20 protein-coding genes are annotated in these 21713 nt (G+C 39.7%); 5 read left to right on the top strand and 15 right to left on the bottom strand.

Going from position 1 to position 21713, the window contains the following annotated elements; genetic code table 11:
- Positions 1 to 130: 130 nt before the first annotated feature.
- The 8 genes from CJ239_RS10305 to CJ239_RS10270 form a co-directional block, all read right to left on the bottom strand.
- Positions 131 to 940, bottom strand: coding sequence for a purine-nucleoside phosphorylase (locus CJ239_RS10305; protein WP_102211497.1), 810 nt, complete (start codon positions 938 to 940; stop codon positions 131 to 133).
- Positions 915 to 1496: a DUF1697 domain-containing protein gene (locus tag CJ239_RS10300; protein ID WP_102211496.1), complete on the bottom strand. Its 582-nt coding sequence runs from the start codon at positions 1494 to 1496 to the stop codon at positions 915 to 917. The genes CJ239_RS10305 and CJ239_RS10300 overlap by 26 nt, the downstream gene beginning before the upstream one ends.
- Before the next feature lies 1 nt (position 1497).
- A complete protein-coding gene (locus CJ239_RS10295) occupies positions 1498 to 2709 on the bottom strand; it encodes a phosphopentomutase (RefSeq protein ID WP_042901157.1) in 1212 nt (403 codons plus the stop codon).
- A 13-nt stretch (positions 2710 to 2722) separates the two neighbouring features.
- Complete coding sequence (rpiA, locus tag CJ239_RS10290; RefSeq protein ID WP_102211495.1) at positions 2723 to 3406, bottom strand: ribose-5-phosphate isomerase RpiA; 684 nt, start codon at positions 3404 to 3406, stop codon at positions 2723 to 2725.
- 510 nt (positions 3407 to 3916) lie between these two features.
- A complete protein-coding gene (locus CJ239_RS10285; RefSeq protein ID WP_102211494.1) occupies positions 3917 to 4783 on the bottom strand; it encodes an NAD(P)H-hydrate dehydratase in 867 nt (288 codons plus the stop codon).
- A 141-nt stretch (positions 4784 to 4924) separates the two neighbouring features.
- On the bottom strand, positions 4925 to 5782 hold the full coding sequence (locus tag CJ239_RS10280; protein ID WP_180958270.1) for a bifunctional methylenetetrahydrofolate dehydrogenase/methenyltetrahydrofolate cyclohydrolase: 858 nt from the start codon (positions 5780 to 5782) through the stop codon (positions 4925 to 4927).
- 153 nt (positions 5783 to 5935) lie between these two features.
- Complete coding sequence (locus CJ239_RS10275) at positions 5936 to 6670, bottom strand: amino acid ABC transporter ATP-binding protein (RefSeq protein ID WP_102211492.1); 735 nt, start codon at positions 6668 to 6670, stop codon at positions 5936 to 5938.
- Positions 6670 to 7353 (bottom strand): amino acid ABC transporter permease, encoded by a 684-nt coding sequence (locus CJ239_RS10270; RefSeq protein ID WP_102211491.1) that lies wholly within the window; start codon positions 7351 to 7353, stop codon positions 6670 to 6672. The genes CJ239_RS10275 and CJ239_RS10270 overlap by 1 nt, the downstream gene beginning before the upstream one ends.
- Before the next feature lie 190 nt (positions 7354 to 7543).
- Here CJ239_RS10270 and CJ239_RS10265 point away from each other — a divergent pair, with 190 nt between their 5' ends.
- The 4 genes from CJ239_RS10265 (at position 7544) to CJ239_RS10250 (ending at position 11202) form a co-directional block, all read left to right on the top strand.
- Complete coding sequence (locus CJ239_RS10265) at positions 7544 to 7774, top strand: DUF1797 family protein (RefSeq protein ID WP_000443570.1); 231 nt, start codon at positions 7544 to 7546, stop codon at positions 7772 to 7774.
- Between the two features lie 229 nt (positions 7775 to 8003).
- Entirely contained in the window at positions 8004 to 10262 is a 2259-nt protein-coding gene (locus CJ239_RS10260; RefSeq protein ID WP_102211490.1) for an ATP-dependent Clp protease ATP-binding subunit, read from the top strand.
- A gap of 129 nt (positions 10263 to 10391) precedes the next feature.
- Positions 10392 to 10844 (top strand): NUDIX hydrolase, encoded by a 453-nt coding sequence (locus CJ239_RS10255; RefSeq protein ID WP_102211489.1) that lies wholly within the window; start codon positions 10392 to 10394, stop codon positions 10842 to 10844.
- A gap of 58 nt (positions 10845 to 10902) precedes the next feature.
- Positions 10903 to 11202, top strand: a complete 300-nt coding sequence (locus CJ239_RS10250) for a DUF1827 family protein (RefSeq protein WP_084927467.1) — start codon at positions 10903 to 10905, stop codon at positions 11200 to 11202.
- Between the two features lie 175 nt (positions 11203 to 11377).
- Here the strand turns inward: CJ239_RS10250 and ezrA are convergent, their stop codons facing one another.
- The 7 genes from ezrA to CJ239_RS10215 form a co-directional block, all read right to left on the bottom strand.
- Positions 11378 to 13105 carry a septation ring formation regulator EzrA gene (gene ezrA, locus CJ239_RS10245; protein WP_102211488.1) on the bottom strand — a complete coding sequence of 576 codons (1728 nt, stop codon included), beginning with the start codon at positions 13103 to 13105 and terminating at the stop codon, positions 11378 to 11380.
- Between the two features lie 80 nt (positions 13106 to 13185).
- Positions 13186 to 15132 (bottom strand): DNA topoisomerase (ATP-hydrolyzing) subunit B, encoded by a 1947-nt coding sequence (gene gyrB, locus CJ239_RS10240; protein WP_102211487.1) that lies wholly within the window; start codon positions 15130 to 15132, stop codon positions 13186 to 13188.
- 14 nt (positions 15133 to 15146) lie between these two features.
- Positions 15147 to 15710 (bottom strand): HAD family hydrolase, encoded by a 564-nt coding sequence (locus CJ239_RS10235; protein WP_180958272.1) that lies wholly within the window; start codon positions 15708 to 15710, stop codon positions 15147 to 15149.
- Positions 15711 to 15795: 85 nt separating this feature from the next.
- Positions 15796 to 16350, bottom strand: coding sequence for a DJ-1 family glyoxalase III (locus CJ239_RS10230; RefSeq protein WP_102211485.1), 555 nt, complete (start codon positions 16348 to 16350; stop codon positions 15796 to 15798).
- A 10-nt stretch (positions 16351 to 16360) separates the two neighbouring features.
- A complete protein-coding gene (locus CJ239_RS10225; protein WP_102211484.1) occupies positions 16361 to 17584 on the bottom strand; it encodes an FtsW/RodA/SpoVE family cell cycle protein in 1224 nt (407 codons plus the stop codon).
- Positions 17585 to 17620: 36 nt separating this feature from the next.
- Complete coding sequence (locus tag CJ239_RS10220; RefSeq protein WP_102211483.1) at positions 17621 to 20068, bottom strand: bifunctional DnaQ family exonuclease/ATP-dependent helicase; 2448 nt, start codon at positions 20066 to 20068, stop codon at positions 17621 to 17623.
- A gap of 199 nt (positions 20069 to 20267) precedes the next feature.
- Positions 20268 to 21197, bottom strand: a complete 930-nt coding sequence (locus tag CJ239_RS10215; RefSeq protein ID WP_102211482.1) for a peptidase U32 family protein — start codon at positions 21195 to 21197, stop codon at positions 20268 to 20270.
- A 138-nt stretch (positions 21198 to 21335) separates the two neighbouring features.
- Here CJ239_RS10215 and CJ239_RS10210 point away from each other — a divergent pair, with 138 nt between their 5' ends.
- Complete coding sequence (locus tag CJ239_RS10210) at positions 21336 to 21623, top strand: DUF3270 domain-containing protein (protein ID WP_102211481.1); 288 nt, start codon at positions 21336 to 21338, stop codon at positions 21621 to 21623.
- The last annotated feature ends 90 nt before the right edge of the window (positions 21624 to 21713 follow it).

Raw genomic sequence — 21713 nt, 5'->3', positions numbered from 1 at the left:
GCAAGGATTTGAAGAGGTTTATAAAAGTATAGGAACCTCATTCATTTTTCATATTATAATTCTATATAGAAGTTAAGTATTTCATTCATCTTCTACTTTATAGAGAAGTTTTCACACTTATTTTTCTTTCTCATAGTGCTGCAAGAATCGCTTTCAGCAAGCCTTTGAAATCGCCTTTGACACGTTCAGTCACTTCTACAACTTCTTCGTGGTTGAGTTCTTCTTGGAAGCCTGCAGCATGGTTAGTAATACATGAAATACCGAGAACTTTCAAGCCAGAGTGGGCTGCCACAATAACTTCAGGAACAGTCGACATACCAACTGCATCTGCTCCCAATGTCTTATAGGCACGAATCTCTGCTGGTGTCTCATAAGTCGGACCAGTTACACCGATATAGACACCTTCATCAAGCTTGATACCAAGTTTCTTAGCCACTTCATGGGCAGTAGCACGGTATTCTGGTGTGTAGGACTTAGACATATCTGGGAAACGAGGTCCAAAATCATCCAAGTTTTCACCCATTAATGGGTTTTTTCCCGTCATATTGATATGGTCTGAGATAGCCATCAAAGTACCAGGACCAAAGCTAATACCACCAGCTGCATTGGTTACAATGACACCTTCACATCCGAGAACTTTCATCACACGAACTGGGAAAGTCACGACTTCCAGAGAATTTCCCTCGTAGAAATGGAAGCGACCTTGAAGAGCCAAGACCTTGCGACCTGCCAGTTCACCATATACCAATTTACCAGCGTGACCAACTACTGTTGAACGGCCCCAGTTTGGAATCTCAGCATAGTCTACTACAACTGGATTTTCGATTTCTTCTGCAAGTTCTCCAAGTCCTGACCCAAGGATTAGACCGAACTCAGGCGCTTGGATTCCCTTTTCTTTCAGGAAAGCAGCTGTTTCATTGATTTTGTCTAAAAATGTCATTGTGTGTCTCCTTTTTATTTTTTAGCAATTGACCGATTTTGTCAAAAGTTTTTGCATTGCGAATGGTAATGTGGCGATAGAAAGGCATCTTGAGCAGGTGCTTATGATAGGCAGTCTTAGAGTAGGATTCTTCAGAAAATTTCCCCCAGAAAATCCCAAGTTTTCCAAAATGAAGCACTTCATCTTTCAGCTCTAAACTTTTAACCGTCTCGATGACTTGCTCCACATCCAAGCCCTCAGTGTAAAAGAGGACGTCTTTTCGTGCCAAGTCTTTGTTCCACCAAGCTGGTAGCTTTTCAAGTTCTTCTTCATAGTCTTCTTGACTCAGTAAAGAAAAACTTTGAATAAATGAATAATGGACTTCAAAGAAAACTTCTAATTTTTCAACTAATTGAGCTTTGGGGTCTATCGAAGTGAAGAAAATATTGCCACTGTTGATGTAGCTTTCAACCTTTTCCAGTCCCAACTCTGTCAGTTCTTGGCGAAGTTGCGCCATGACAACTTTATTTTTCCCACCTACATTAATGCCCCGAACAAGTAAAGCATAGCGTTTCATCTTACACCAATTTATCTAAGAAACTTTCCCCAATCATGGCAGTTTCAACACCAAAGTTATCCGCAACTGTCGCTGAGATATCTGCAAAATGTCCGACTGGAATAACACCATTTCCTTTAAAGGCAGGGCTGTAGGCCAACAATGGAATATATTCACGAGTGTGGTCTGTTCCTGCGTAAGTTGGGTCATTGCCATGATCCGCAGTAATCAAGAGTAGGTCATTTTCTCGCATAGCTGCGATAATTTCAGGTAAGCGTTCATCAAACTCATGCAAGCAATCACGGTAACCATGAGCATTGCGGCGGTGACCGTAAAGGGCATCAAAGTCAACCAAGTTTGTGAATGAGAATCCTTTTTCAAACTCAGTAAGTGCCATAGTCTTCAATAGTGTATCAATTCCGTGGCTGTTTGACTTATTGTGTCCCATGTCATGGTTGATACCAGCACCGTTAAAGATATCGTTGATTTTACCAACAGCGTAAGTATCGATACCAGCCTCGTTCAATTTATCCAAAACAGTCGGTGCAAATGGAGATACTGCCAAGTCACGACGGTTTGCTGTGCGAGTGAAGTTACCAGGCTCACCTACATAAGGACGAGCAATGATACGACCGAGAAGGGCTGGACGCTCAAGGGTAATCGAACGTGCATATTCACAGATACGGTACAATTCATCCAGAGGAATGATGTCTTCATGAGCAGCAATCTGCAAAACAGGATCTGCTGAAGTATAGATAATCAACTCTCCAGTTTCCATCTGACGTGGTCCAAAGTCATCGATAACGGCTGTTCCTGAGTAAGGTTTGTTGGCTTCACGAATGACCTTGCGTCCTGAAAATTCTTCGATTTTTGTCAAGATTTCTTCTGGGAATCCGTTCCAGAAAGTATCGAAGGGCTCAGTAATGTTGAGTCCCATTATTTCCCAGTGACCAGTCATCGTATCTTTACCAAGAGATACTTCTTCCAATTTTGTTGCATACCCTGTTGGATTGCTTTCAGCTGGTACAGTCTTCAGAGGAGTTTCACGAGGAATATTTCCTAGACCGATTTTAGCCATGTTTGGCACATTCAAACCAACTGTTTTTGAAATGTGTCCCAGTGTGTCAGAAGCTCCATCTGGAACCCCTGCATTGACAAAGTTATTAGCATCTGGTGCAGCACCGATTCCTACAGAATCTAATACTACCAAATGAATACGATTAAATTTTGACATAGTGTATCTCCTTCTATTTTCCTTTTCTTGAGGTTAAAATCTGAATCCCGTCTCGTCCAGCAACAATAACCTTATCCACCATTTGGTTGAATAAGCCGTGCTCTACGACACCAACAACTTGGTCCAATTCTTGCCCAAAGGTAATTGGATCTTCGATGACATCCAAGGCTAAGTCAATGATAAAGTTCTGCATATCCGTCACAAAACGGTGGCCGTCTTTTTCACGGAAACTTGGTTTGTAGCCAGCTCGCTCAAAACGACGGAAAAGCTGTTCTGCACCATATTGAACCACTTCCACAGGCAATTTAAAAGCACCTAGTTTGTCTACCAGCTTGCTTTCATCCACCACCCAAATGTATTCTTTTGAGGGCGTTGCGACAACCTTCTCCATGAGAAGGGCACCACCACCGCCTTTGATTCCATTAAACTGACTATCCACTTCATCCGCGCCATCAACCGTCACATCAACCAAATCTACTTGGTCAATAGACTTGAGCGGAATATTAAGCCCTTCAGCCTGTTTACTAGTCACGCTAGAAGTCGTTACGGCTGTAATCTGCAAACCTTCTTCCTTAATCCGACGACCGATTTCTTCAACAAAATAATAGGCAGTAGAGCCAGTACCCAATCCTACTACCATGCCATCCTTGACAAACTCAGCAGCCTTGATGCCTGCCATTTTCTTCAGATTTTCCACTCAAACACCTCCACTAAAGAGCTACCTTCATTATATCATGTATACCTTTATTATTCAAAAGTTGGAAACATCAAATATTCTATTTTCAGTAACATTAAAACAAGAAAATAAGATTAAAAATATTTTCATTTCAGAAATTCTTTATTATAATTTTTAAAAATTTGTAAAATGAATATAAAAAGCAATTAAACAAGAACATTCATTGTTATAAAACTATTTCCGTTTCTTTTTTCCATTTGAACTATTTTTCCAAAAATTTCTCATAATTGACCTCCTGTAATACAAAAAATGATTAAATAGAGACATAAATAAAATAGGGAACATATTTGGTAAAGTAAAGGTCTTTAAAATTTTTTCAACAAACTATCGAAGTTGAAGTAAAAGGTTTGGATTGAGAATGAATCTGATTATGAAAATGATTGGTTTCAAAATTATAAAAACACATATTATCAGGTATAAAAAAACTTGATATTATGCGTTTTATCTTAAAAAAATTTCTAAATTTCCCACTCAAATTAAGTTCTCCCTCAGTCTATTTTTAGATATTTTATTCATTACTTTAGGAAGACAATTACTAATCTCCGTCGGCAAGACCACATAATGTTCTTGAGCTAGTTCTTGGGCTATGGCAGAATGAATATGAGTCGCTACTGCCACACGTTCATAAAGACTAGCTTGCTTAAACTGGCCTGTAATTCCTGCAATCATCCCAGCCAGAGTATCTCCCATTCCCCCAGTCGCCTGATAGGGACCACCAACCTGTAACTGGTAATAATCAGACTGGCCAGCTTGCCAAATACGAGTAGCTGAACCTTTTTCAACTAAAATCGTTCCTTGAGGGAAGGAAGTCAGGCCACTAGCCGTTGCATCTTTGTTTTGCTTTTCAATAGCAATACCAGACAGTTTTTCCCATTCTTTTTGATGGGGAGTTAGGATAAGCTGACTCAAAGGAAATGACAAACTTGTCCTAGCAAGGATGGTTAAAGCCCCTCCATCTACAAGCAAAATCTGATTCTGTCTTAGAGTAGCAAAGACCTCTTTGACTAAATCTTCTCCAAAAGCATTGTCTCCTAAACCAGGTCCCAGCAAGACAACTTCTGCCTTCTCCAACTGCTCTTTTAACAATTGCTTGTCTTGAAGAGAAAAGGCCATAGCCTCAGGTAAATGACTGTGCAAAGCTGGGATATTTTCCCTATCTGTTCCAACGGTCACCAATCCTGCACCACTTTTCACAGCTGCCAAAGCAGCCATGATGATAGCACCACCATAAGGATAGGTCCCACCCAGCAACAGCAAACGACCGTAGTCTCCTTTATGACTTGTACGAGAACGTTCAATAATGACTTTTTCTAGTAAGGCTTGATCAATCACTTTCATCGTTTTTCCTCTCGCATTTATTATACAACAAAAAAGAGGCGCAGACCTCCTTTTGTAATCTTATTTTTACAATTTAATATTTATTGTATGCCATTCTAGATATAGCTATAAAAACTACACTATCTTCAGCGAATGTTTCTCTTATTTTCTATCCAATGTCCTGACTGCTGCTTGGTAGGTCTGCTCCATCAGCATAGTAATGGTCATAGGACCGACACCTCCAGGTACTGGCGTGATGTAGCTAGCAAGTGGGGCAACGGCATCATAGTCAACATCTCCACAGAGCTTACCATTTTCATCGCGGTTCATCCCAACGTCAATGACAACCGCACCTGGTTTCACAAAATCAGGAGTCACAAACTTAGCACGACCGATTGCGACCACAAGAATATCCGCTTTAGCAGCCACCTTAGCGAGATTATGGGTGCGTGAGTGAGTCAAGGTCACTGTTGCATTCTTGGCCAAAAGAAGCTGGGCCATGGGTTTTCCAACGATATTTGAACGACCGATTACGACCGCATTTTTACCTTCCAAGTCAATCCCATATTCATGAAACATCTCCATAATTCCTGCAGGTGTTGATGGAATCATGACTGGATGTCCAGACCAAAGGCGTCCCATATTTAGAGGATGGAAACCATCCACATCCTTTTCTGGGTCAATAGCCAATAGAACCGCCTCTTCATCAATGTGTTTTGGTAAGGGCAACTGGACCAAAATTCCATGCCAAGCTGGATCCTGATTATATTTAGCAATCAGGTCTAACACTTCCTCTTGAGTAATGGTCTCTGGAACTCGCACTACTTCGCTACGGAAACCAGCCGCAAGAGCTGACCTCTCCTTGTTGCGAACATAGACTTGGCTTGCTGGATTGTCCCCAACCAAAATCACTACCAAACCAGGCACTAGACCTGTTTCTCCCTTTAATTTTTCAGTCTTTTCAGCCAACTGCCCCTGCAATTTGGCCGCTAAAGCTTTCCCATCAATAATCTGTGTCATATCAATTCTCTTTTCTTTCAAATATCTTCCATTATACCAAAAAATACAATGTAGCTCTAACACTTCTTGACTAGGTCAGCCTATAGTTTCAAACTATAAGAAAAAGCTCTGGTTGAGCTTTTCACTAATCTTGTCTTGAAATTTTAAAATAGATTATAAAACCTTACTCAAGAAGTCTTTAGTCCGTTGTTCTTGGGTTTGTTCAAAAATCTGCTCAGGTGTCCCATCTTCAACAACCACACCGTCTGCCATAAAGATGACACGATCTGCCACCTCACGGGCAAATCCCATCTCATGTGTTACGATAACCATGGTCATTCCTGACTTGGCAAGGTCTTGCATAACAGCTAGAACTTCTCCAACCATCTCAGGGTCCAGAGCTGAAGTTGGCTCGTCAAAGAGCAAAACATCAGGTTCCATAGCCAAACCACGCGCGATGGCAATCCGCTGTTGCTGGCCACCTGACAAACTCTGTGGATAAGCAGTTACCTTATCTGGTAAACCAACTTTTTCCAAAAGTTCCTGAGCTCTCTTCTCTGCAACTTCCTTACTTTCACCTTTTGTCTTGATAGGAGACAAGGTAATATTTTCCATCACAGTCATATTAGGAAAGAGATTAAATTGTTGGAAAACCATGCCCATCTTCTCACGCATGGCAAACAGGTCATTCTTCTTGTCCGTAATATCGACTCCCTCAAAGATAACCTTCCCCTTGGTCGCTTCTTCCAATAAATTCATAGAGCGAAGCAAGGTAGATTTCCCACTCCCTGAAGGACCAATGATAACCACAACTTCTCCTCTTTTAATCTCGAGGTTGATGCCCTTCAATACTTCATTCTTTCCAAAGGATTTATGTAAATTTTCAATTTTTATCAAGGTATCTGTCATTATTTCTTATCTCCTTGTCCCATACGTTTTTCAAAAGCTTTCAAGGCTACGGTCAAAATAGAAGTCATAATCAAGTAGTAAAAGGCTGCAAATAAAAGTGGTGTCAAAGGTAGATAGGTTGTTGTAGAAACTGTTGTAGCCCCGTTCCACAACTCCATGACACCAATAGCGGATAAGAGGGAGCTATCCTTGATAATGGTGATAAATTCGTTCCCCAAAGCTGGCAAGATATTTTTGATAGCTTGTGGCAAAATCACATATCTCATAGCGTTTTTAGGACGAATCCCTAGCGAATAAGCCGCTTCTAGCTGACCTTTTGGAACCGCATTAAGCCCAGCCCGAACAGTCTCAGAAACATAAGCACCACTGTTCATAGAGATAATCAAAATCCCTGGAATCAAGCGAGAAAGATCAACACCCAAAATCCCAACCTGAATAATCGGAGCATTGATATGCATAAGAGCAAAGGCAATCATAATCTGAACCATCATCGGTGTCCCACGGAAAATCCAAACGTACAAGTTGGCGAGCCAAACAAGCGGTTTAAACTTTGAACGTTGCCCAAAAGCCAAGACAACACCCAAAATAGTTCCCAAAAAGACAACACAGATAGAAATGAGAACCGTTACAACAGCCCCATAGTTAAAATAAGGTAAATACTTAGGTAAAAAAGAAAAATTCATAGTCACACTGCTTTCTAAAATAGAATACTGTATGATTATAACATGTATTGAATTAAAATTCAAACCTTTTATCCAATTTATTCTAAAAAACTTTAAGCTGGTAGAATTAGCGAGAAATCTTAGTTTTTTCTAGGCAAGTTGGCCTCCTTTATGGTAAAATAGTAACGATAAGAAATGAAGGAGAATCAAAATGGAATCACATTTGGTTAGAATCATCAACCGCCTTGAAGCAATGGCAAAAGATGGCGGAAATTTAAAACGTAATTTTGAACGCGAAGGAGTTGTTGTTGCAGAAGTTGCATACAGCCATGATGAAGAAAACGGCTCAATTTTTACCCTTCGTGATGTAGAAGCTCGCGAAACTTATACTTTTGACAGTATTGACTTAATCGCCATGGAGATTTACGAACTCCTCTACTAATCTAAAACAAGCTGGGATTGCCCCTGCATGTCTAACCAAAATCCTTTTTGTCTCACAAATAGGATTTTTTTATAGTCCTATTTCACAAAGATTTTCATTGTAACAACTTCTCAAAGCTGCAATCTTTTTACTTGCTTTACATCCCAATCCTGTTATAATGAGAGTATAGAAATTTGACTATTTTTGACCTTTAACCAGGTCAGGCTAAAGAAAGAAATGAGGTAGATGTATGCTTTGTCAAAACTGTAAAATCAACGACTCAACAATTCATCTTTACACCAATCTCAATGGAAAACAAAAACAAATTGACCTCTGTCAAAACTGCTACAAGATTATCAAGACTGATCCTAACAACAGTCTCTTTAAAGGTATGACAGATTTGAACAATCGTGACTTCGATCCCTTTGGTGATTTCTTCAATGATCTAAACAATTTCAGACCTTCTAGCAATACTCCTCCTATTCCCCCAACCCAATCAGGTGGAGGTTACGGTGGGAACGGCGGTTATGGTTCCCAAAATCGTGGATCTGCTCAAACTCCACCCCCAAGCCAAGAAAAAGGCCTGCTAGAAGAATTTGGTATCAATGTAACTGAGATTGCTCGTCGTGGCGATATCGACCCCGTTATTGGACGCGATGATGAGATTATCCGTGTCATCGAAATTCTCAATCGTAGAACTAAGAATAATCCTGTTCTTATCGGTGAACCAGGTGTCGGAAAAACGGCTGTTGTCGAAGGTCTAGCTCAGAAAATCGTTGATGGAGATGTTCCGCATAAACTCCAAGGTAAACAAGTCATCCGTCTAGATGTGGTTAGCCTAGTTCAAGGAACGGGTATCCGTGGACAATTTGAAGAACGCATGCAAAAACTCATGGAAGAAATTCGCAAACGTGAGGACATCATCCTCTTTATCGATGAAATCCATGAAATTGTCGGTGCTGGTTCTGCAGGCGATGGCAATATGGATGCAGGAAATATCCTCAAGCCAGCCCTTGCTCGGGGTGAACTGCAACTGGTCGGTGCCACTACCCTCAATGAATACCGTATCATTGAAAAAGATGCTGCCCTAGAGCGTCGTATGCAACCTGTTAAGGTCGATGAACCAACCGTGGAAGAAACAATCACTATCCTCAAAGGTATTCAAAAGAAATACGAAGACTACCACCACGTTCAGTATACCGATGCTGCAATTGAAGCAGCTGCAACTCTTTCCAATCGCTACATCCAAGATCGCTTCTTGCCTGACAAGGCCATTGACCTCCTAGATGAAGCTGGTTCTAAGATGAACTTGACCTTGAATTTTGTGGATCCTAAAGTAATTGATCAACGCTTGATTGAGGCTGAAAATCTTAAATCTCAAGCTACACGAGAGGAAGATTTTGAGAAGGCAGCCTACTTCCGCGACCAGATTGCCAAGTATAAGGAAATGCAAAAGAAAAAGGTCACGGACCAAGATACTCCTATCATCAGTGAGAAAACCATTGAGCACATTATCGAGCAGAAAACCAATATTCCTGTTGGTGATTTGAAAGAGAAAGAACAATCTCAACTCATTCATCTAGCCGAAGACCTCAAATCTCATGTTATTGGACAAGATGATGCTGTCGATAAGATTGCCAAGGCTATTCGCCGGAATCGTGTCGGTCTCGGTACTCCAAACCGTCCAATTGGAAGCTTCCTCTTTGTCGGACCAACTGGGGTCGGTAAGACGGAACTTTCCAAACAACTAGCTATCGAACTCTTTGGTTCTGCTGACAGTATGATTCGCTTTGATATGAGTGAATACATGGAAAAACACAGTGTTGCGAAATTAGTTGGTGCCCCTCCAGGTTATGTTGGCTACGATGAGGCTGGGCAATTAACTGAAAAAGTTCGCCGCAATCCATATTCTCTTATTCTCTTGGATGAAGTAGAGAAAGCCCATCCAGATGTTATGCACATGTTCCTCCAGGTCTTGGACGATGGTCGTTTGACAGATGGGCAAGGACGTACCGTTAGCTTCAAGGATGCCATCATCATCATGACTTCAAATGCAGGTACAGGTAAGACAGAAGCCAACGTTGGTTTCGGGGCAGCTCGCGAAGGACGTACCAACTCTGTTCTTGGTGAACTCGGCAACTTCTTTAGCCCAGAGTTTATGAACCGTTTTGATGGTATTATCGAATTTAAGGCTCTCAGCAAGGATAACCTCCTTCAGATTGTCGAGCTCATGCTAGCAGATGTTAACAAGCGTCTTTCAAGTAACAACATTCATTTAGATGTAACTGACAAAGTCAAGGAAAAATTAGTTGACCTCGGCTATGATCCAAAAATGGGAGCACGCCCACTTCGCCGCACTATTCAAGACTATATTGAAGACGCAATCACTGACTACTACCTTGAAAATCCAAGCGAAAAAGACCTAAAGGCAGTGATGACTAGCAAGGGAAACATTCAGATTAAGTCTGCCAAAAAAGCTGAAGTAAAAACTTCTGAAAAAGAAGTATAAATCCTATAGAAAAGGAGTAGAAAATGAAAATTTTCTGCTCTTTTTTACTAAAATAACTATAAGTTCTTGACAGCTCAGCCTTTGTCCATTAAGATAATAATAAAGATAATAGATAATGAGGAAAATGCAATGGTAAACCCAACTTTTGGAGAAAAGAAAGCAAATACAGACTATGTTACTCGTTATGGAGTTTATGCAGTTATCCCTGACGCTGAACAAAAACAAATTGTTCTTGTTCAAGCACCAAATGGTGCTTGGTTCCTACCAGGTGGCGAAATTGAAGCTGGTGAAAACCATCAAGAAGCCCTAAAGCGTGAATTGATTGAAGAGCTTGGCTTCACAGCTGAAATTGGTAGCTATTACGGACAAGCTGACGAATATTTCTACTCTCGTCACCGTGACACCTACTACTACAATCCTGCCTACCTCTATGAAGCAACTTCTTTCAAAGAAGTGCAAAAACCACTAGAAGACTTCAATCATATTTCCTGGTTCCCTATTGACGAGGCTATTGAAAATCTCAAACGTGGTAGTCATAAATGGGCAATCCAATCTTGGAAAAAACAGCATAAGGTTGACTAAATCATGCTACTTTATTCAAAAAGTGCTATAATAGAATTAGAAAATCGGAGGAAATGCTATGAAGCTTATCAATACGACAAACTCACACTCGCAACTTGTAAAAAGCCAGCTAGAAAGTACAGATGCTACCCTTGTTGAGGTTTATTCTGCAGGAAATACAGATGTTATTTTTACCCAAGCTCCGCTTCACTATGAAATCCTCATCTCAAACAAACACCGTGCTATTCGCGAAACTGAAATCGAAGCTATTCAAGAATTTTTCTTGAAACGTAAAATTGATAAGGACTCTATTGATGAAGCCAATATCAAAACACTCTACTCAGAGAAATTAATTGAAATTTCGATTCCAACCAAATAACATTTTGGAGAGATTAAAAAGTTTTTTGAACCTTATAACACAAAACTAGGTTCTTACTTGCTTTTTAAATCGTCTCCAATTTTTTATCTTAAGATTTTATCATACAAGATTTTATAGACAATTAATAAAAAAGATTTGGTTCTGCTTCTCACAAAACCAAATCTTTTTTATTATGTTAGAAACGAATTGTCTCACGTGTCTTTTCATATGAAGTAACGAAACGGTTGGTTACACCAGGTTCTGCGACTTCCAAAGCTTGCGAAATCTTATCAAATGAAGCATGGTAATCAAATTCTTTTTCAAAAATTTCTAATGATTCATTAAAGGCTTCCTGAATTCGTTCATCAAATGAGCGGTAACGATTCGAATACTGTAGTAGTTGTTCAGTCAAAGTTGCATATTTAACAATATTATAAGTTTCATCTTCAAGTACTTCCATATCATTTGTTGTAATCTCAAGTATACGGTTTACAACTTCGATATTGACCTGAGCTTCTTCTAGTTCAACCATTAACTCTTCTGTATGGTTACTTGCTGTAAAGAACAACTGTAAGAAATTCTGAGGAATACCTGGAAGATTGCGTTTCTCCATATATCTCTTGATTGTATGAAGACGATTAACATAAATATTTGCCTTTTGGCGAGCATTGATATCATCTTTTTCAATCTGAGCAAGACGTTGACTAAGTTCAACTTGTTCATCCTCAATTTCTTTCAAAGTCGCTTGTAAGTTTTCCAAACGTTCTTCAAGCAATGAATATGGCTCAGAGTGTTCCTCTTGTTCTGAAGTTAATTCTAATACAGATTCTTCCAAAGAGTCTAATTCAGTTTGCAATCTATGAACATGACTAACATCTGTTTCAGAAAATAAATAACTCTTACTTAATCGTTTAATATCTTCGACTAAAACAGCGTTACTATCTTTCATGTGTTGCAGATAAGTAGGAAGTGTTGCTACTAAACCTTCTACCACTTTCTGTGCAGCAATTTCTCTTGTAAAGATATCATAAAGTGCATTAATCTCTTCTTGGATTTGAGTATTTTCGTACTCGGCATTATCCAATTCTAGTTGCGCAATATTCTCATGATTTTTCTTAAGAGCTTCATAAAGCAATTGGAAACGCGCTTCAATATCCGTTTCAGCAAAATGATAGTTAGCATCTAAAAGCTTACGGTAACCATCTTCTAAATCTTCTAGTTGATCTGGTAGCTCTTTAGATAATGTTGTTACAACTGCTGGTATACGATCAACAATATGTGTCAAAGCCAAGATATGATTTTCAGCATTATCCAAAATCACAGCAGCTTCTACTGGGTCACCAGACGAATTTAAAGTTACAAACTGAGAAAACTCTGATTGGATATTTTCCAATTGTTTTTCAATTTCAGACAAACCTTGCCCATATTCTTCAGAATGATCAGCAACTCGATGTTGCAACTCTTCAAACAAGTCCAAGGTATGAAGAACACGTCCACTATTTTTAGACTCTTGTTTCTCCAAATCTGCCAAGGCATTGCGAATTGCTGCAATATCTTCTTCAATCAAGGTAATTTGGCTCTCGATTTGATCAATTTGATGACTAGCTTTGAAAAAACGGAATGAGTTGTTATAACCTTCTGCCTCGAAAAGATTATTTTCGATATCTGCAAAAGAGTTAAGAGATAGGTCAACCCATTTTTGGTTCCATTCACGGAAAGTCACCTGGCTTTGTCCAATCAAGTGCATGTTTTTTACAGCTTCAACTTCATCATTAACTGGAAGATTATACAGCTCTTCTTTTTTCTCTTCTAAAATTGCTAATTTACTTTCATTGCGCTTCCTAACATAGATTGCGATAGCATAGGCAATGACCAATAAAACTGCAACTGCAATTATTAAATAAATTACTAGTCTAGCAGACATATTAAACTCCTTTTTTACTTGAAACAATCGTAATGATTATATCATATTTTTTAGACCAAGGGAACTACTTCTCCCGTTTTTTAGACATCAAGTGTACTATAGACAGCATTTTCTTCGATAAACTCACGACGAGGTTCTACTCGATCCCCCATCAACATATCAAAGATTTTATCTGCTTCTGCAGCATCATCAACAGAAACTCTGGCCATCAAGCGATGTTCGGGATCCATGGTTGTTTCCCATAACTGATGATCGTCCATTTCACCCAAACCTTTATAACGCTGAATGGTCGGTTTGGTTCGACCTTCACTATAACGGGCTAAAGCTTCTTGGAGTTTGATTTCCTGATCTGCACCTGGCTGGATATATTCTTTAATTTCACTTCCAACCTTAACACCGTAGATTGGTGGTTGGGCAATATAAACATAACCAGCTTCTAGGATTGGTTTCATATAACGATAAATCAAGGTTAAAAGAAGGGTACGAATATGAGCTCCATCAACATCGGCATCGGTCATCAAAACGAGTTTTTGGTACCGAGCTTTTGAAACATCAAATTCTGCTCCAAATCCTGTTCCCATAGCTGTAAAAAGACTTCGAATTTCTTCGTTGGCAAGAATTTTATCCATGCTTGCTTTTTCAACGTTCAAAATCTTACCACGAATTGGAAGAATTGCCTGAAATTCACGGTTACGACCTGATTTGGCTGACCCTCCAGCTGAATCTCCTTCGACGATGAAAAGTTCTGTTTCCGCAGGATTGTTAGAAGAACAGTCTGCTAGTTTTCCTGGAAGGTTGGAAATTTCCAAACCAGATTTTTTACGAGTGACTTCACGCGCACGCTTGGCAGCTACACGAGCTTTGGCAGCCAAAATCCCTTTTTCCACAATACGTTTAGCAATCTGTGGATTTTCCATGAGGAAATCAGAAAAGGCATCACTGAAGAGGCGATTGGTAATCTTGACCACTTCACTATTTCCCAATTTGGTCTTGGTTTGTCCTTCAAACTGCGGATTTGGGTGTTTAACTGAGATAACTGCAGTCAGTCCTTCACGGACATCTTCTCCTGTCAGATTGTCTTCATTATCTTTAAGCAACTTATTTTTACGAGCATAATCATTGATAACACGAGTCAGTGCTGTACGGAAACCTTGCTCATGCGTTCCACCTTCATGGGTATGAATATTGTTGGCGAAACTCATGACATTTTCATGATAACCCGTTGTGTACTGCATGGCTACTTCAACTGTGATATCATCCATCTCACCATCTGTATAGATTGGTGTATCAAAGATCACATCCTTGTTCTCATTGATATATTCAACGTAACTAGCAATACCACCTTCATAATGATAATGCTTGGTTTGTTCCAAACCTTCACGCTTATCTGTGATGGAGATTTGAAGACCGCGATTTAGAAAGGCCAATTCTTGAATGCGTTTATTTAATTTATCAAAATCAAAGGTTGTTGTTTCAGTAAAGATTTCTGGGTCTGGTGTGAAGTGAACCGTTGTTCCAGTTCTATCTGTATCTCCGACTACCTCAAGGTCTGCGACGACATGACCACGACGGTATTCTTGATAATGAATTTTACCGTTTTTGTAGACATGAACGTCTAATTGAGTGGAAAGAGCATTAACTACTGATGAGCCTACTCCGTGAAGACCACCTGAAACTTTGTAGCCACCACCTCCAAACTTTCCTCCAGCATGAAGGACAGTAAAGACAGTCTCAACGGCAGGTCGGCCTGTTTTTTCCTGAATATCGACTGGGATACCACGTCCATCATCGACAACAGTAATCGAATTATCTGGCTCAATAAAAACTTGAATATGGTTGGCAAATCCTGCCAAGGCCTCGTCGATAGAGTTATCAACAATTTCCCAGACTAGATGGTGAAGACCTTCTTTTGAGGTTGACCCAATATACATCCCTGGACGCATACGAACAGCCTCTAGACCCTCTAAAACTTGAATTTGACTGGCATCATAATCCTGTGCCTGCAGATTTTTGATTTCTTCTGTCATCTTTTTCCTTTTTCTTACATGTCTAATACTTGTCTTAAATTCACGATACTGGTAAACAAGTGGGTATCGAGTCCAGCAGCTTGCCCTGCTTCAATATCAATCGGTCGATCACCAATGACAAGGCCAGAGCTAATCTGATACTTTTCTCTTAAATAAATCATGGACTCAGGATCTGGTTTTCTCTTAAAGCCTGAGTTAGAAGTCACCACTTCTGTAAAATAAGCTGCTATAGAGGTTTTTTCTAAAATTTCCAAGACTTGATTATTTCGGTGAGAGACCAAAAAATGACGGCCACCCTGATTTGAAATATCTGCCAATAAGTCCGAAACTCCACCAAATAAAGTCGGGTGTTCTAGCTCTCTGGCTTCATTTTCCTTGTACTTTTCTAAAAAATGCTCTAAGTTGGGAGCGAATGTCTCAATCGCAAAATCAGTAGAAACCTTTAAAGCTTTATAGACACTGTCGTGGTCTTGTGTGATACCATACAGCGCTAAAGTTTCAACAAATGCAGCTGTTGAAGTTTCATAATTATCCAGTAAAGTTCCACCTAAATCCCAGATGTAATCGTGATATTTCATAGCTTTCATTATACCATTTTTTCCTTAAAAAAGCGATGATTTCCTAGATTTTTCCAAGTAAAAAAACGAGAGTTTTACTCCCGTTTTACTGATTTTTACCAAAGACATCTCGATAGAGCATTCCTGCTCGTAAAGTCTCTGCGTCTCCTCCAAGTTGCTCCACCAGCTCATAGGCAAAGGCAAGGGCTGTTGAAGGACCTCGACTAGTTGTTAATTGACCATCTACAACTACTGTTTCCTTGACGTAGTGACCATCAAGGATTTGCTCTTGAACGCCGTCATAACAAGTGTATTCCTTATTTTTCAATAGCCCTGCTTGATTGAGCGCAATTGGCGCCGCACAAATGGCTGCTAATTTTTTTCCGTCTTGTTCGAAGCTTTGCAATTCTTGAATTAGGGCCTGATTATCGCGCAAATGTGCAGAACCAGGCATCCCGCCAGGAAGAACAATCATGTCATAGTCTGATAAATCACCATCAAAAACACGATCTGCACTTACTTGGATTGCATGCGAACCTGTTACTTGCTCCTCAAATCCTACCATATCACAAGTGATATTTGCTCGACGCAAGACATCTACAACTGTCAAAGCTTCAATTTCTTCAAAGCCCTGAGCTAACATTACTGCTACTTTAACCATGATTTTCTCCTTATTTGATTCGTTTTAATACAACCTTTTTCCGTTTGAATGGGACTTTTCCGTTCTTTTCTTCAGCTAGATTAGTCTGGTAACTCATCGATAAAAGCAAGCCAACACCAATCAGATTACTAATAATCGCCGACCCACCTTGAGAAATGAAAGGCAATGGAATCCCAGTCAAGGGAAGCAAGCCAGTCACAGCACCGATATTCTCAAAGATGTGGAAGAGCAACATCATAATCAAACCTGTGGAAATATAGGTGTAGAACTGGTTATTTGATTTGAGAGTAATCTTCAACATACGGTAAATCAGCATGAGGTAAAGGGCAATAACAAGGACAGAGCCAATGAAGCCAAAATCTTCTGCAATAACAGTGAAAATCATATCCGACTCCCGAACTGGAATAAGCAGATTCGAAGCATTAAAACCTTGACCGAATAAACCACCACTGCCAATAGCAATTTGTCCTTGAGCCTGTTGGTAAGTGGTTGTTTGGGCAAAGTCAAATGGATTGAGCCAAGCCAAAATACGGTTAATTTGATAGGTCGGCATTCCCAGTTGATGGAGAAAAGCCCTTCCGTCCTTGCTGATAAAAATAGCTAAGAAGCCAGCAATTCCTGTTACAGCAGTCACAAATACTGGGATAATAATTTTCCAAGAAACTCCTGATAGCAAAACGATTCCTGAGAAGATGGCCACAAAAACCAAAGCCGTCCCCAAGTCACTTTGAAGTGCCAAAAGAACTAGGACTGGAATGGTAAAGAGAATCATCCAGAAGATCAGCAAGAAGTCCAGCGGAACTGTGCGCTTCCATTCCTTATGTTTTTTGGTAAACTGGACAATGACACGAGCCAACATGAGGATATAGGATATCTTCATAAATTCTGACGGCTGGAACAAGGTAACACCATTTACCGATACCCAGTTTTTGGCACCCGTTGATGCAACTAGGCTTGGATTATAAAAGACAATTGGCAAGACCATGAGTCCCAAGCCTAAAATATACAGAAAGGGAGTCACTTTCCAAAGAAATTCTGTATTAAAGAGCATGACCACAAAACCAATCACAAGCCCCAAGGCAATCCAGGCGACCTGCTGCCCTAAAATGGGCAGAATATTGTTTGGATAATCATGACTAACAGCTATATAGATAGCCACCACGCCAATAACCAGTAGAAAAAATACTGGTAATAGCAAACTATAATCGACTCTAGAGTCGAGAGAACGTTTCATATACACTAACCTTATACTTTCATACAATACTATTTATCAAAGTTCATTTAAAAATCTATCAATAGCCTCATTAACTTCAGATTGAGCGATCGTTGTAACGCTCGCTTCTTTTGCTAGAGAAGTCACTATTTGCTTGCCGTATCGCTTTCCGACAATTCTCTTATCCAAAATAAGAGTTAAGGAACGTTGGTGTTCGCGTCTCATACTTCTTCCCAAAGCCTGCTTTAAACGAATAATGGCCATAGGCAATTGATAATCATAAAAGGCATTTTTCCCTTCTTGATTCAGTTCCTGATTAATCTTTTTAGTTAAGGGCTCTTGGGGATTTTGGAAAGGAAGTCTTGGTACAACTTGAATCACAAAAGGATGACTTGAAAAATCAACTCCCTCCCAGAAACTTGCTGCACCAAGCAGGATTTGTTGTTCACCTTTTTCAAAACGTTTCTTTAGCTGATGGACATCGCCATTTTTATACTGGGCTAAATGACTTACAGGGAGTAAATTTGATACTGCTAGAAGCATGTCTTTAGCAGTAAAGAGAACCAAAATCGGTTGCTGGAAAGCTTGAACTTTCATCAGCAAATCAGCTACCTCCTTGGCATAGACTTCTAAGGAGGTTTCTGTTACTAGAGGAAAATCTTTGATCAAGACCACTTCTTGATCCTGTTTTTTACCAGCTTCAACCTTGACAAATTTGGCTTCAGGATAGCCTAAAAGGTCTGCCAAAGAAACCCTCTGACTAATCTCAAGAGTGGCCGACACTCCCAAGACTTGACATGAATCAGGCACTAAAGAAGATAGAAAAATACGACCTGATTTTGTAGAAGAAATCTGAATTTTCTTCTGACTCGTTTCAGTTGCTTCAAGCCAGTAATCACCTTCAACAGTAAAATAGCGAACCAGTTCCTCAAAGCCTTCTACCTCTAATTCTGAAAAATACTGGCGGAGATTGGCAAAAGAATCCAAGCTACTCTTCTTAGATTTTCCAGACTGAAATTGTTCTATCAAGTAAATAAACTCAAAGCGAATACTTTCTAGTATTCGTTGTTGGACCTTATTTTGCTCGTCCAGTAAAGCCTTATCAACTAAAGCAATAATAGCCTGGATATCGTAGGTCTCTTGAAGCAGATTTTCTAGAGCCAACAAAACTTTTTGGACTTCATCAATAATCAATAAACGGTCGCTGACAAATTCAGGATTATCTTCAAGTCTGGTTACAAGATAGGCATGATTGGTCACTAAAAGCTTACAGGTTTGTGCCCTTTCTTGACTACGTTTCCAGAAATCTTCCGTCACAAATAAGCTTTTAGAAGATAAATTCCCATCATGACGAAGGTCTGTCAGAAAATGTTGGTAACGGTAGAGTTGGCCGATTTCATCCAAATCCCCAGTTTCTGTCTCTGTCAACCAGACCAAGAGTTGCATTTTAAAACGTCTAAATAAGCGATTTTCATCATTTTCCTGCAAGGAACGATAAAAAGCATCCAACTTCAGGTAATTTTGTGGTCCCTTTAAAGAATGAATATCTGTATGGAACACCTCTTTAAGACGTTTACCTTCTTCCATGGTTTGATTTTGAAGAATCTTTGTCGGAACGCTAAGGACAATCTGACGATTTTCCACTTGGGACAAAGCGGGTAAGAGATAGCCATAAGTTTTCCCAATCCCAGTTGGCGCTTGAATTAATGATACAGTCTCATCTTTCAATAGCAAGCCAACCTCTTTAGCAAAACTTTCTTGCTCCTCCCTCACTTCAAGGTTCAACAGAGAAATATTTTTAGAAAAATCTTGAGATAATTTTCGTGGCTCATTGGGAGCTGTAGGTTTCTTGAAATATAGCCCTTGAACTTGGACCAAGTCTGGAGAACTCAGGATAGATTGACTGCGATAAATTTCTTCAATAACCAAGTAGGACTCATATAAGAGAGCGTCAGCCATCTCCAGCAAGCGTTCCAAGAGTCCTTTAGGAAGTTGGAGCATCTTTTCTCGTAAAAATAAGAGTAATTCTGCTGTAGCTTGGGCATCTGAAAGGGCTGTGTGGGCGTGTTTTAGAGGAATTCCTAATTCTCGACACAAAATCGGCAAACTATATTTTTCCAGTTCTGGGAAAAAGACCTGAGCCAATTCGACCGTGTCAACACGAGGATTTCTTAGTTCATAGCCTTCAAAAAATAAATTTTCTGCCAAGAGATTGGCATCAAACTGAACATTATGGGCTACAAAAATCCCATCCTCCACCAAGTCAAAGATTTTTCTTGCAACTTGCGAAAAATCAGGTGCTTGCGCCAGACGTTGGTCTGTCAATCCTGTCAGTTCTTTGATATGAGCATCCAAAGGTTCATGGGGATTGACATCCGTCGTATAGTGATCGACGATTTTCCCATCCTCAACCACAACAATTCCCACTTGAATAATTTTAGCCTTACTACCTGTGCTAGTTGCCTCTAAATCAACCACAACATAGCGATTACCAATCGTTTCCATTATAAAAAATTATACCAAAAAAAGGGCCATTTGGCACCTGCAAACATGGGATAATTTTCAAACTCAAGAACATTACTTAGCTTAAAAATCCTATCAAGTAGAGCATCCTAGCCTACTTATTTTTTGAAAATGGTGAAGAAATCAGAAAAATTGAGAGAAGAAATATTTGTCTCTTCCTTCTCTCAATAATTCATTTACTTTATTTAACCATATCAGGGTCGTAGTCATAAAATCCTGTATCAAGGAAACGGTTTTTAGGGTGTAACTTGCGCACTTCTTCATCCAGCAAGAAGGCTTGGTCATGGCTAAAGTTGCCCTCTTGGATCAAGCTACGCGCTTGGATAAAGAGTTTTGCAATCTCAACAAAGTTCTGACCAGGTGTATAGAGACCTTCTAATTTCCAGTGAGTAAAACCATGCTCTACCAATTCTGTCAATTTGGTCATCAAATCAAGATCATTGTTGGCAAAGATGTGGGTTCCATGATTGTCTTCAAAAATGGAATAGTGGCTCTCGGGGTCACTTGGCTCAGCCAAGAAGAGGTCACGCGTACGCGTCTTTTCATCATCGATGTGCGTGAAGTTATAGTAGTTTTGCAAGAGCGGACGTTTAGAATGGTGAATGACACTAGCACCATAAACCAAAACTTCAGCAGGAATTTCCAAAATCTCTGGCATCTTGAAGAGCTCAGCAGATGGAATTTCACGCGCCAAAACAGCCTCAGATGCGCCAGCCTTTTGTCCCCAGAAGTTAATCTGACGACTACTAGTTACCATGGTTGAAGCATCGTAGATAGTCTTAAAGGAATAACCGTCTCGATTGACCACATAAAAGACACCTGCATCCCCAATCGTAATGTAGTCTGTCTTAATTTCTTCCAAGAAATCGAGGAAGGGCTTGATACGGTCCATCATATCTTGGTGCATAAGGGCATTAACCGCAACAATCAATTCCTTACCAGCATCATGAACCAGCTTAGCGATTTCACGCAATTGGTCATGACTAAAGGTTGTTGGCAGACGAAGGCCAAAATCTTTCTCACCGACATAGATACGGTCTACGCCAGCTTCGAGCAGTTGTTTAACTTGTTCAATACTTTCAGCAGTTGCTGTAATGATAATCTTTTCCATAAGAAAAATTATACCATATTTCTCAAAAATCAGCTATTCTTTGAAAATGAAAAGGGACTTTATTCTTTTTGTAACCTTTCTGTAATAATTCTCTGCTGAAAAAATGATAAAATAGGTATGTACTGTAAGGAGAGAGACATGCCCGTAAGAAAATTACAATCCTATGAGGTAGACTATCAAGAAGAATTGCACCAGCAGGTTCCTCGCTATCAAGATTATATACCTGAAGCGCAATCTGATACCAATCTCAAGGAAATCCTATTTTTTGTTAATATAGCTATTTTTTGTATCTGTATTGCTATCTTTAGTTTTATCTTTTTAGCATTAAAATTCTCAACTGCTCTTGCATTTTTCGCAGCAATCGGATCCAGTTTACTTGTTTTAAAAATTCAACGCTCTATTATCAAACGAAAACGTAGAAGATAAAATCGAGTAGGGGATAATCTCTAGCCCCTCTCACACCACCGTACATGCCGTTCGGCATACGGCGGTTCAACTAACTTTTAACGCATGTCG

The organism is Streptococcus sp. UMB0029, from assembly GCF_002871495.1.
GTDB lineage: Bacteria > Bacillota > Bacilli > Lactobacillales > Streptococcaceae > Streptococcus.
Note: the sequence above shows the minus strand (reverse complement) of the source record. Positions and strands in the feature narration are given on the sequence as shown.

What these genes read in the sequence shown, in the direction of transcription:
- ezrA (WP_102211488.1), bottom strand. Translation starts at nt 13,105, where the DNA reads ATGTCTGCTAGACTAGTAATTTATTTAATAATTGCAGTTGCAGTTTTA.
- CJ239_RS10250 (WP_084927467.1), top strand. Translation starts at nt 10,903, where the DNA reads ATGAAGCTTATCAATACGACAAACTCACACTCGCAACTTGTAAAAAGC.
- CJ239_RS10280 (WP_180958270.1), bottom strand. Translation starts at nt 5,782, where the DNA reads ATGACACAGATTATTGATGGGAAAGCTTTAGCGGCCAAATTGCAGGGG.
- gyrB (WP_102211487.1), bottom strand. Translation starts at nt 15,132, where the DNA reads ATGACAGAAGAAATCAAAAATCTGCAGGCACAGGATTATGATGCCAGT.
- CJ239_RS10235 (WP_180958272.1), bottom strand. Translation starts at nt 15,710, where the DNA reads ATGAAATATCACGATTACATCTGGGATTTAGGTGGAACTTTACTGGAT.
- CJ239_RS10270 (WP_102211491.1), bottom strand. Translation starts at nt 7,353, where the DNA reads ATGAATTTTTCTTTTTTACCTAAGTATTTACCTTATTTTAACTATGGG.
- CJ239_RS10285 (WP_102211494.1), bottom strand. Translation starts at nt 4,783, where the DNA reads ATGAAAGTGATTGATCAAGCCTTACTAGAAAAAGTCATTATTGAACGT.
- CJ239_RS10215 (WP_102211482.1), bottom strand. Translation starts at nt 21,197, where the DNA reads ATGGAAAAGATTATCATTACAGCAACTGCTGAAAGTATTGAACAAGTT.
- CJ239_RS10255 (WP_102211489.1), top strand. Translation starts at nt 10,392, where the DNA reads ATGGTAAACCCAACTTTTGGAGAAAAGAAAGCAAATACAGACTATGTT.
- CJ239_RS10305 (WP_102211497.1), bottom strand. Translation starts at nt 940, where the DNA reads ATGACATTTTTAGACAAAATCAATGAAACAGCTGCTTTCCTGAAAGAA.
- CJ239_RS10295 (WP_042901157.1), bottom strand. Translation starts at nt 2,709, where the DNA reads ATGTCAAAATTTAATCGTATTCATTTGGTAGTATTAGATTCTGTAGGA.
- CJ239_RS10230 (WP_102211485.1), bottom strand. Translation starts at nt 16,350, where the DNA reads ATGGTTAAAGTAGCAGTAATGTTAGCTCAGGGCTTTGAAGAAATTGAA.
- CJ239_RS10225 (WP_102211484.1), bottom strand. Translation starts at nt 17,584, where the DNA reads ATGAAACGTTCTCTCGACTCTAGAGTCGATTATAGTTTGCTATTACCA.
- CJ239_RS10300 (WP_102211496.1), bottom strand. Translation starts at nt 1,496, where the DNA reads ATGAAACGCTATGCTTTACTTGTTCGGGGCATTAATGTAGGTGGGAAA.
- CJ239_RS10210 (WP_102211481.1), top strand. Translation starts at nt 21,336, where the DNA reads ATGCCCGTAAGAAAATTACAATCCTATGAGGTAGACTATCAAGAAGAA.
- CJ239_RS10275 (WP_102211492.1), bottom strand. Translation starts at nt 6,670, where the DNA reads ATGACAGATACCTTGATAAAAATTGAAAATTTACATAAATCCTTTGGA.
- CJ239_RS10220 (WP_102211483.1), bottom strand. Translation starts at nt 20,068, where the DNA reads ATGGAAACGATTGGTAATCGCTATGTTGTGGTTGATTTAGAGGCAACT.
- CJ239_RS10265 (WP_000443570.1), top strand. Translation starts at nt 7,544, where the DNA reads ATGGAATCACATTTGGTTAGAATCATCAACCGCCTTGAAGCAATGGCA.
- CJ239_RS10260 (WP_102211490.1), top strand. Translation starts at nt 8,004, where the DNA reads ATGCTTTGTCAAAACTGTAAAATCAACGACTCAACAATTCATCTTTAC.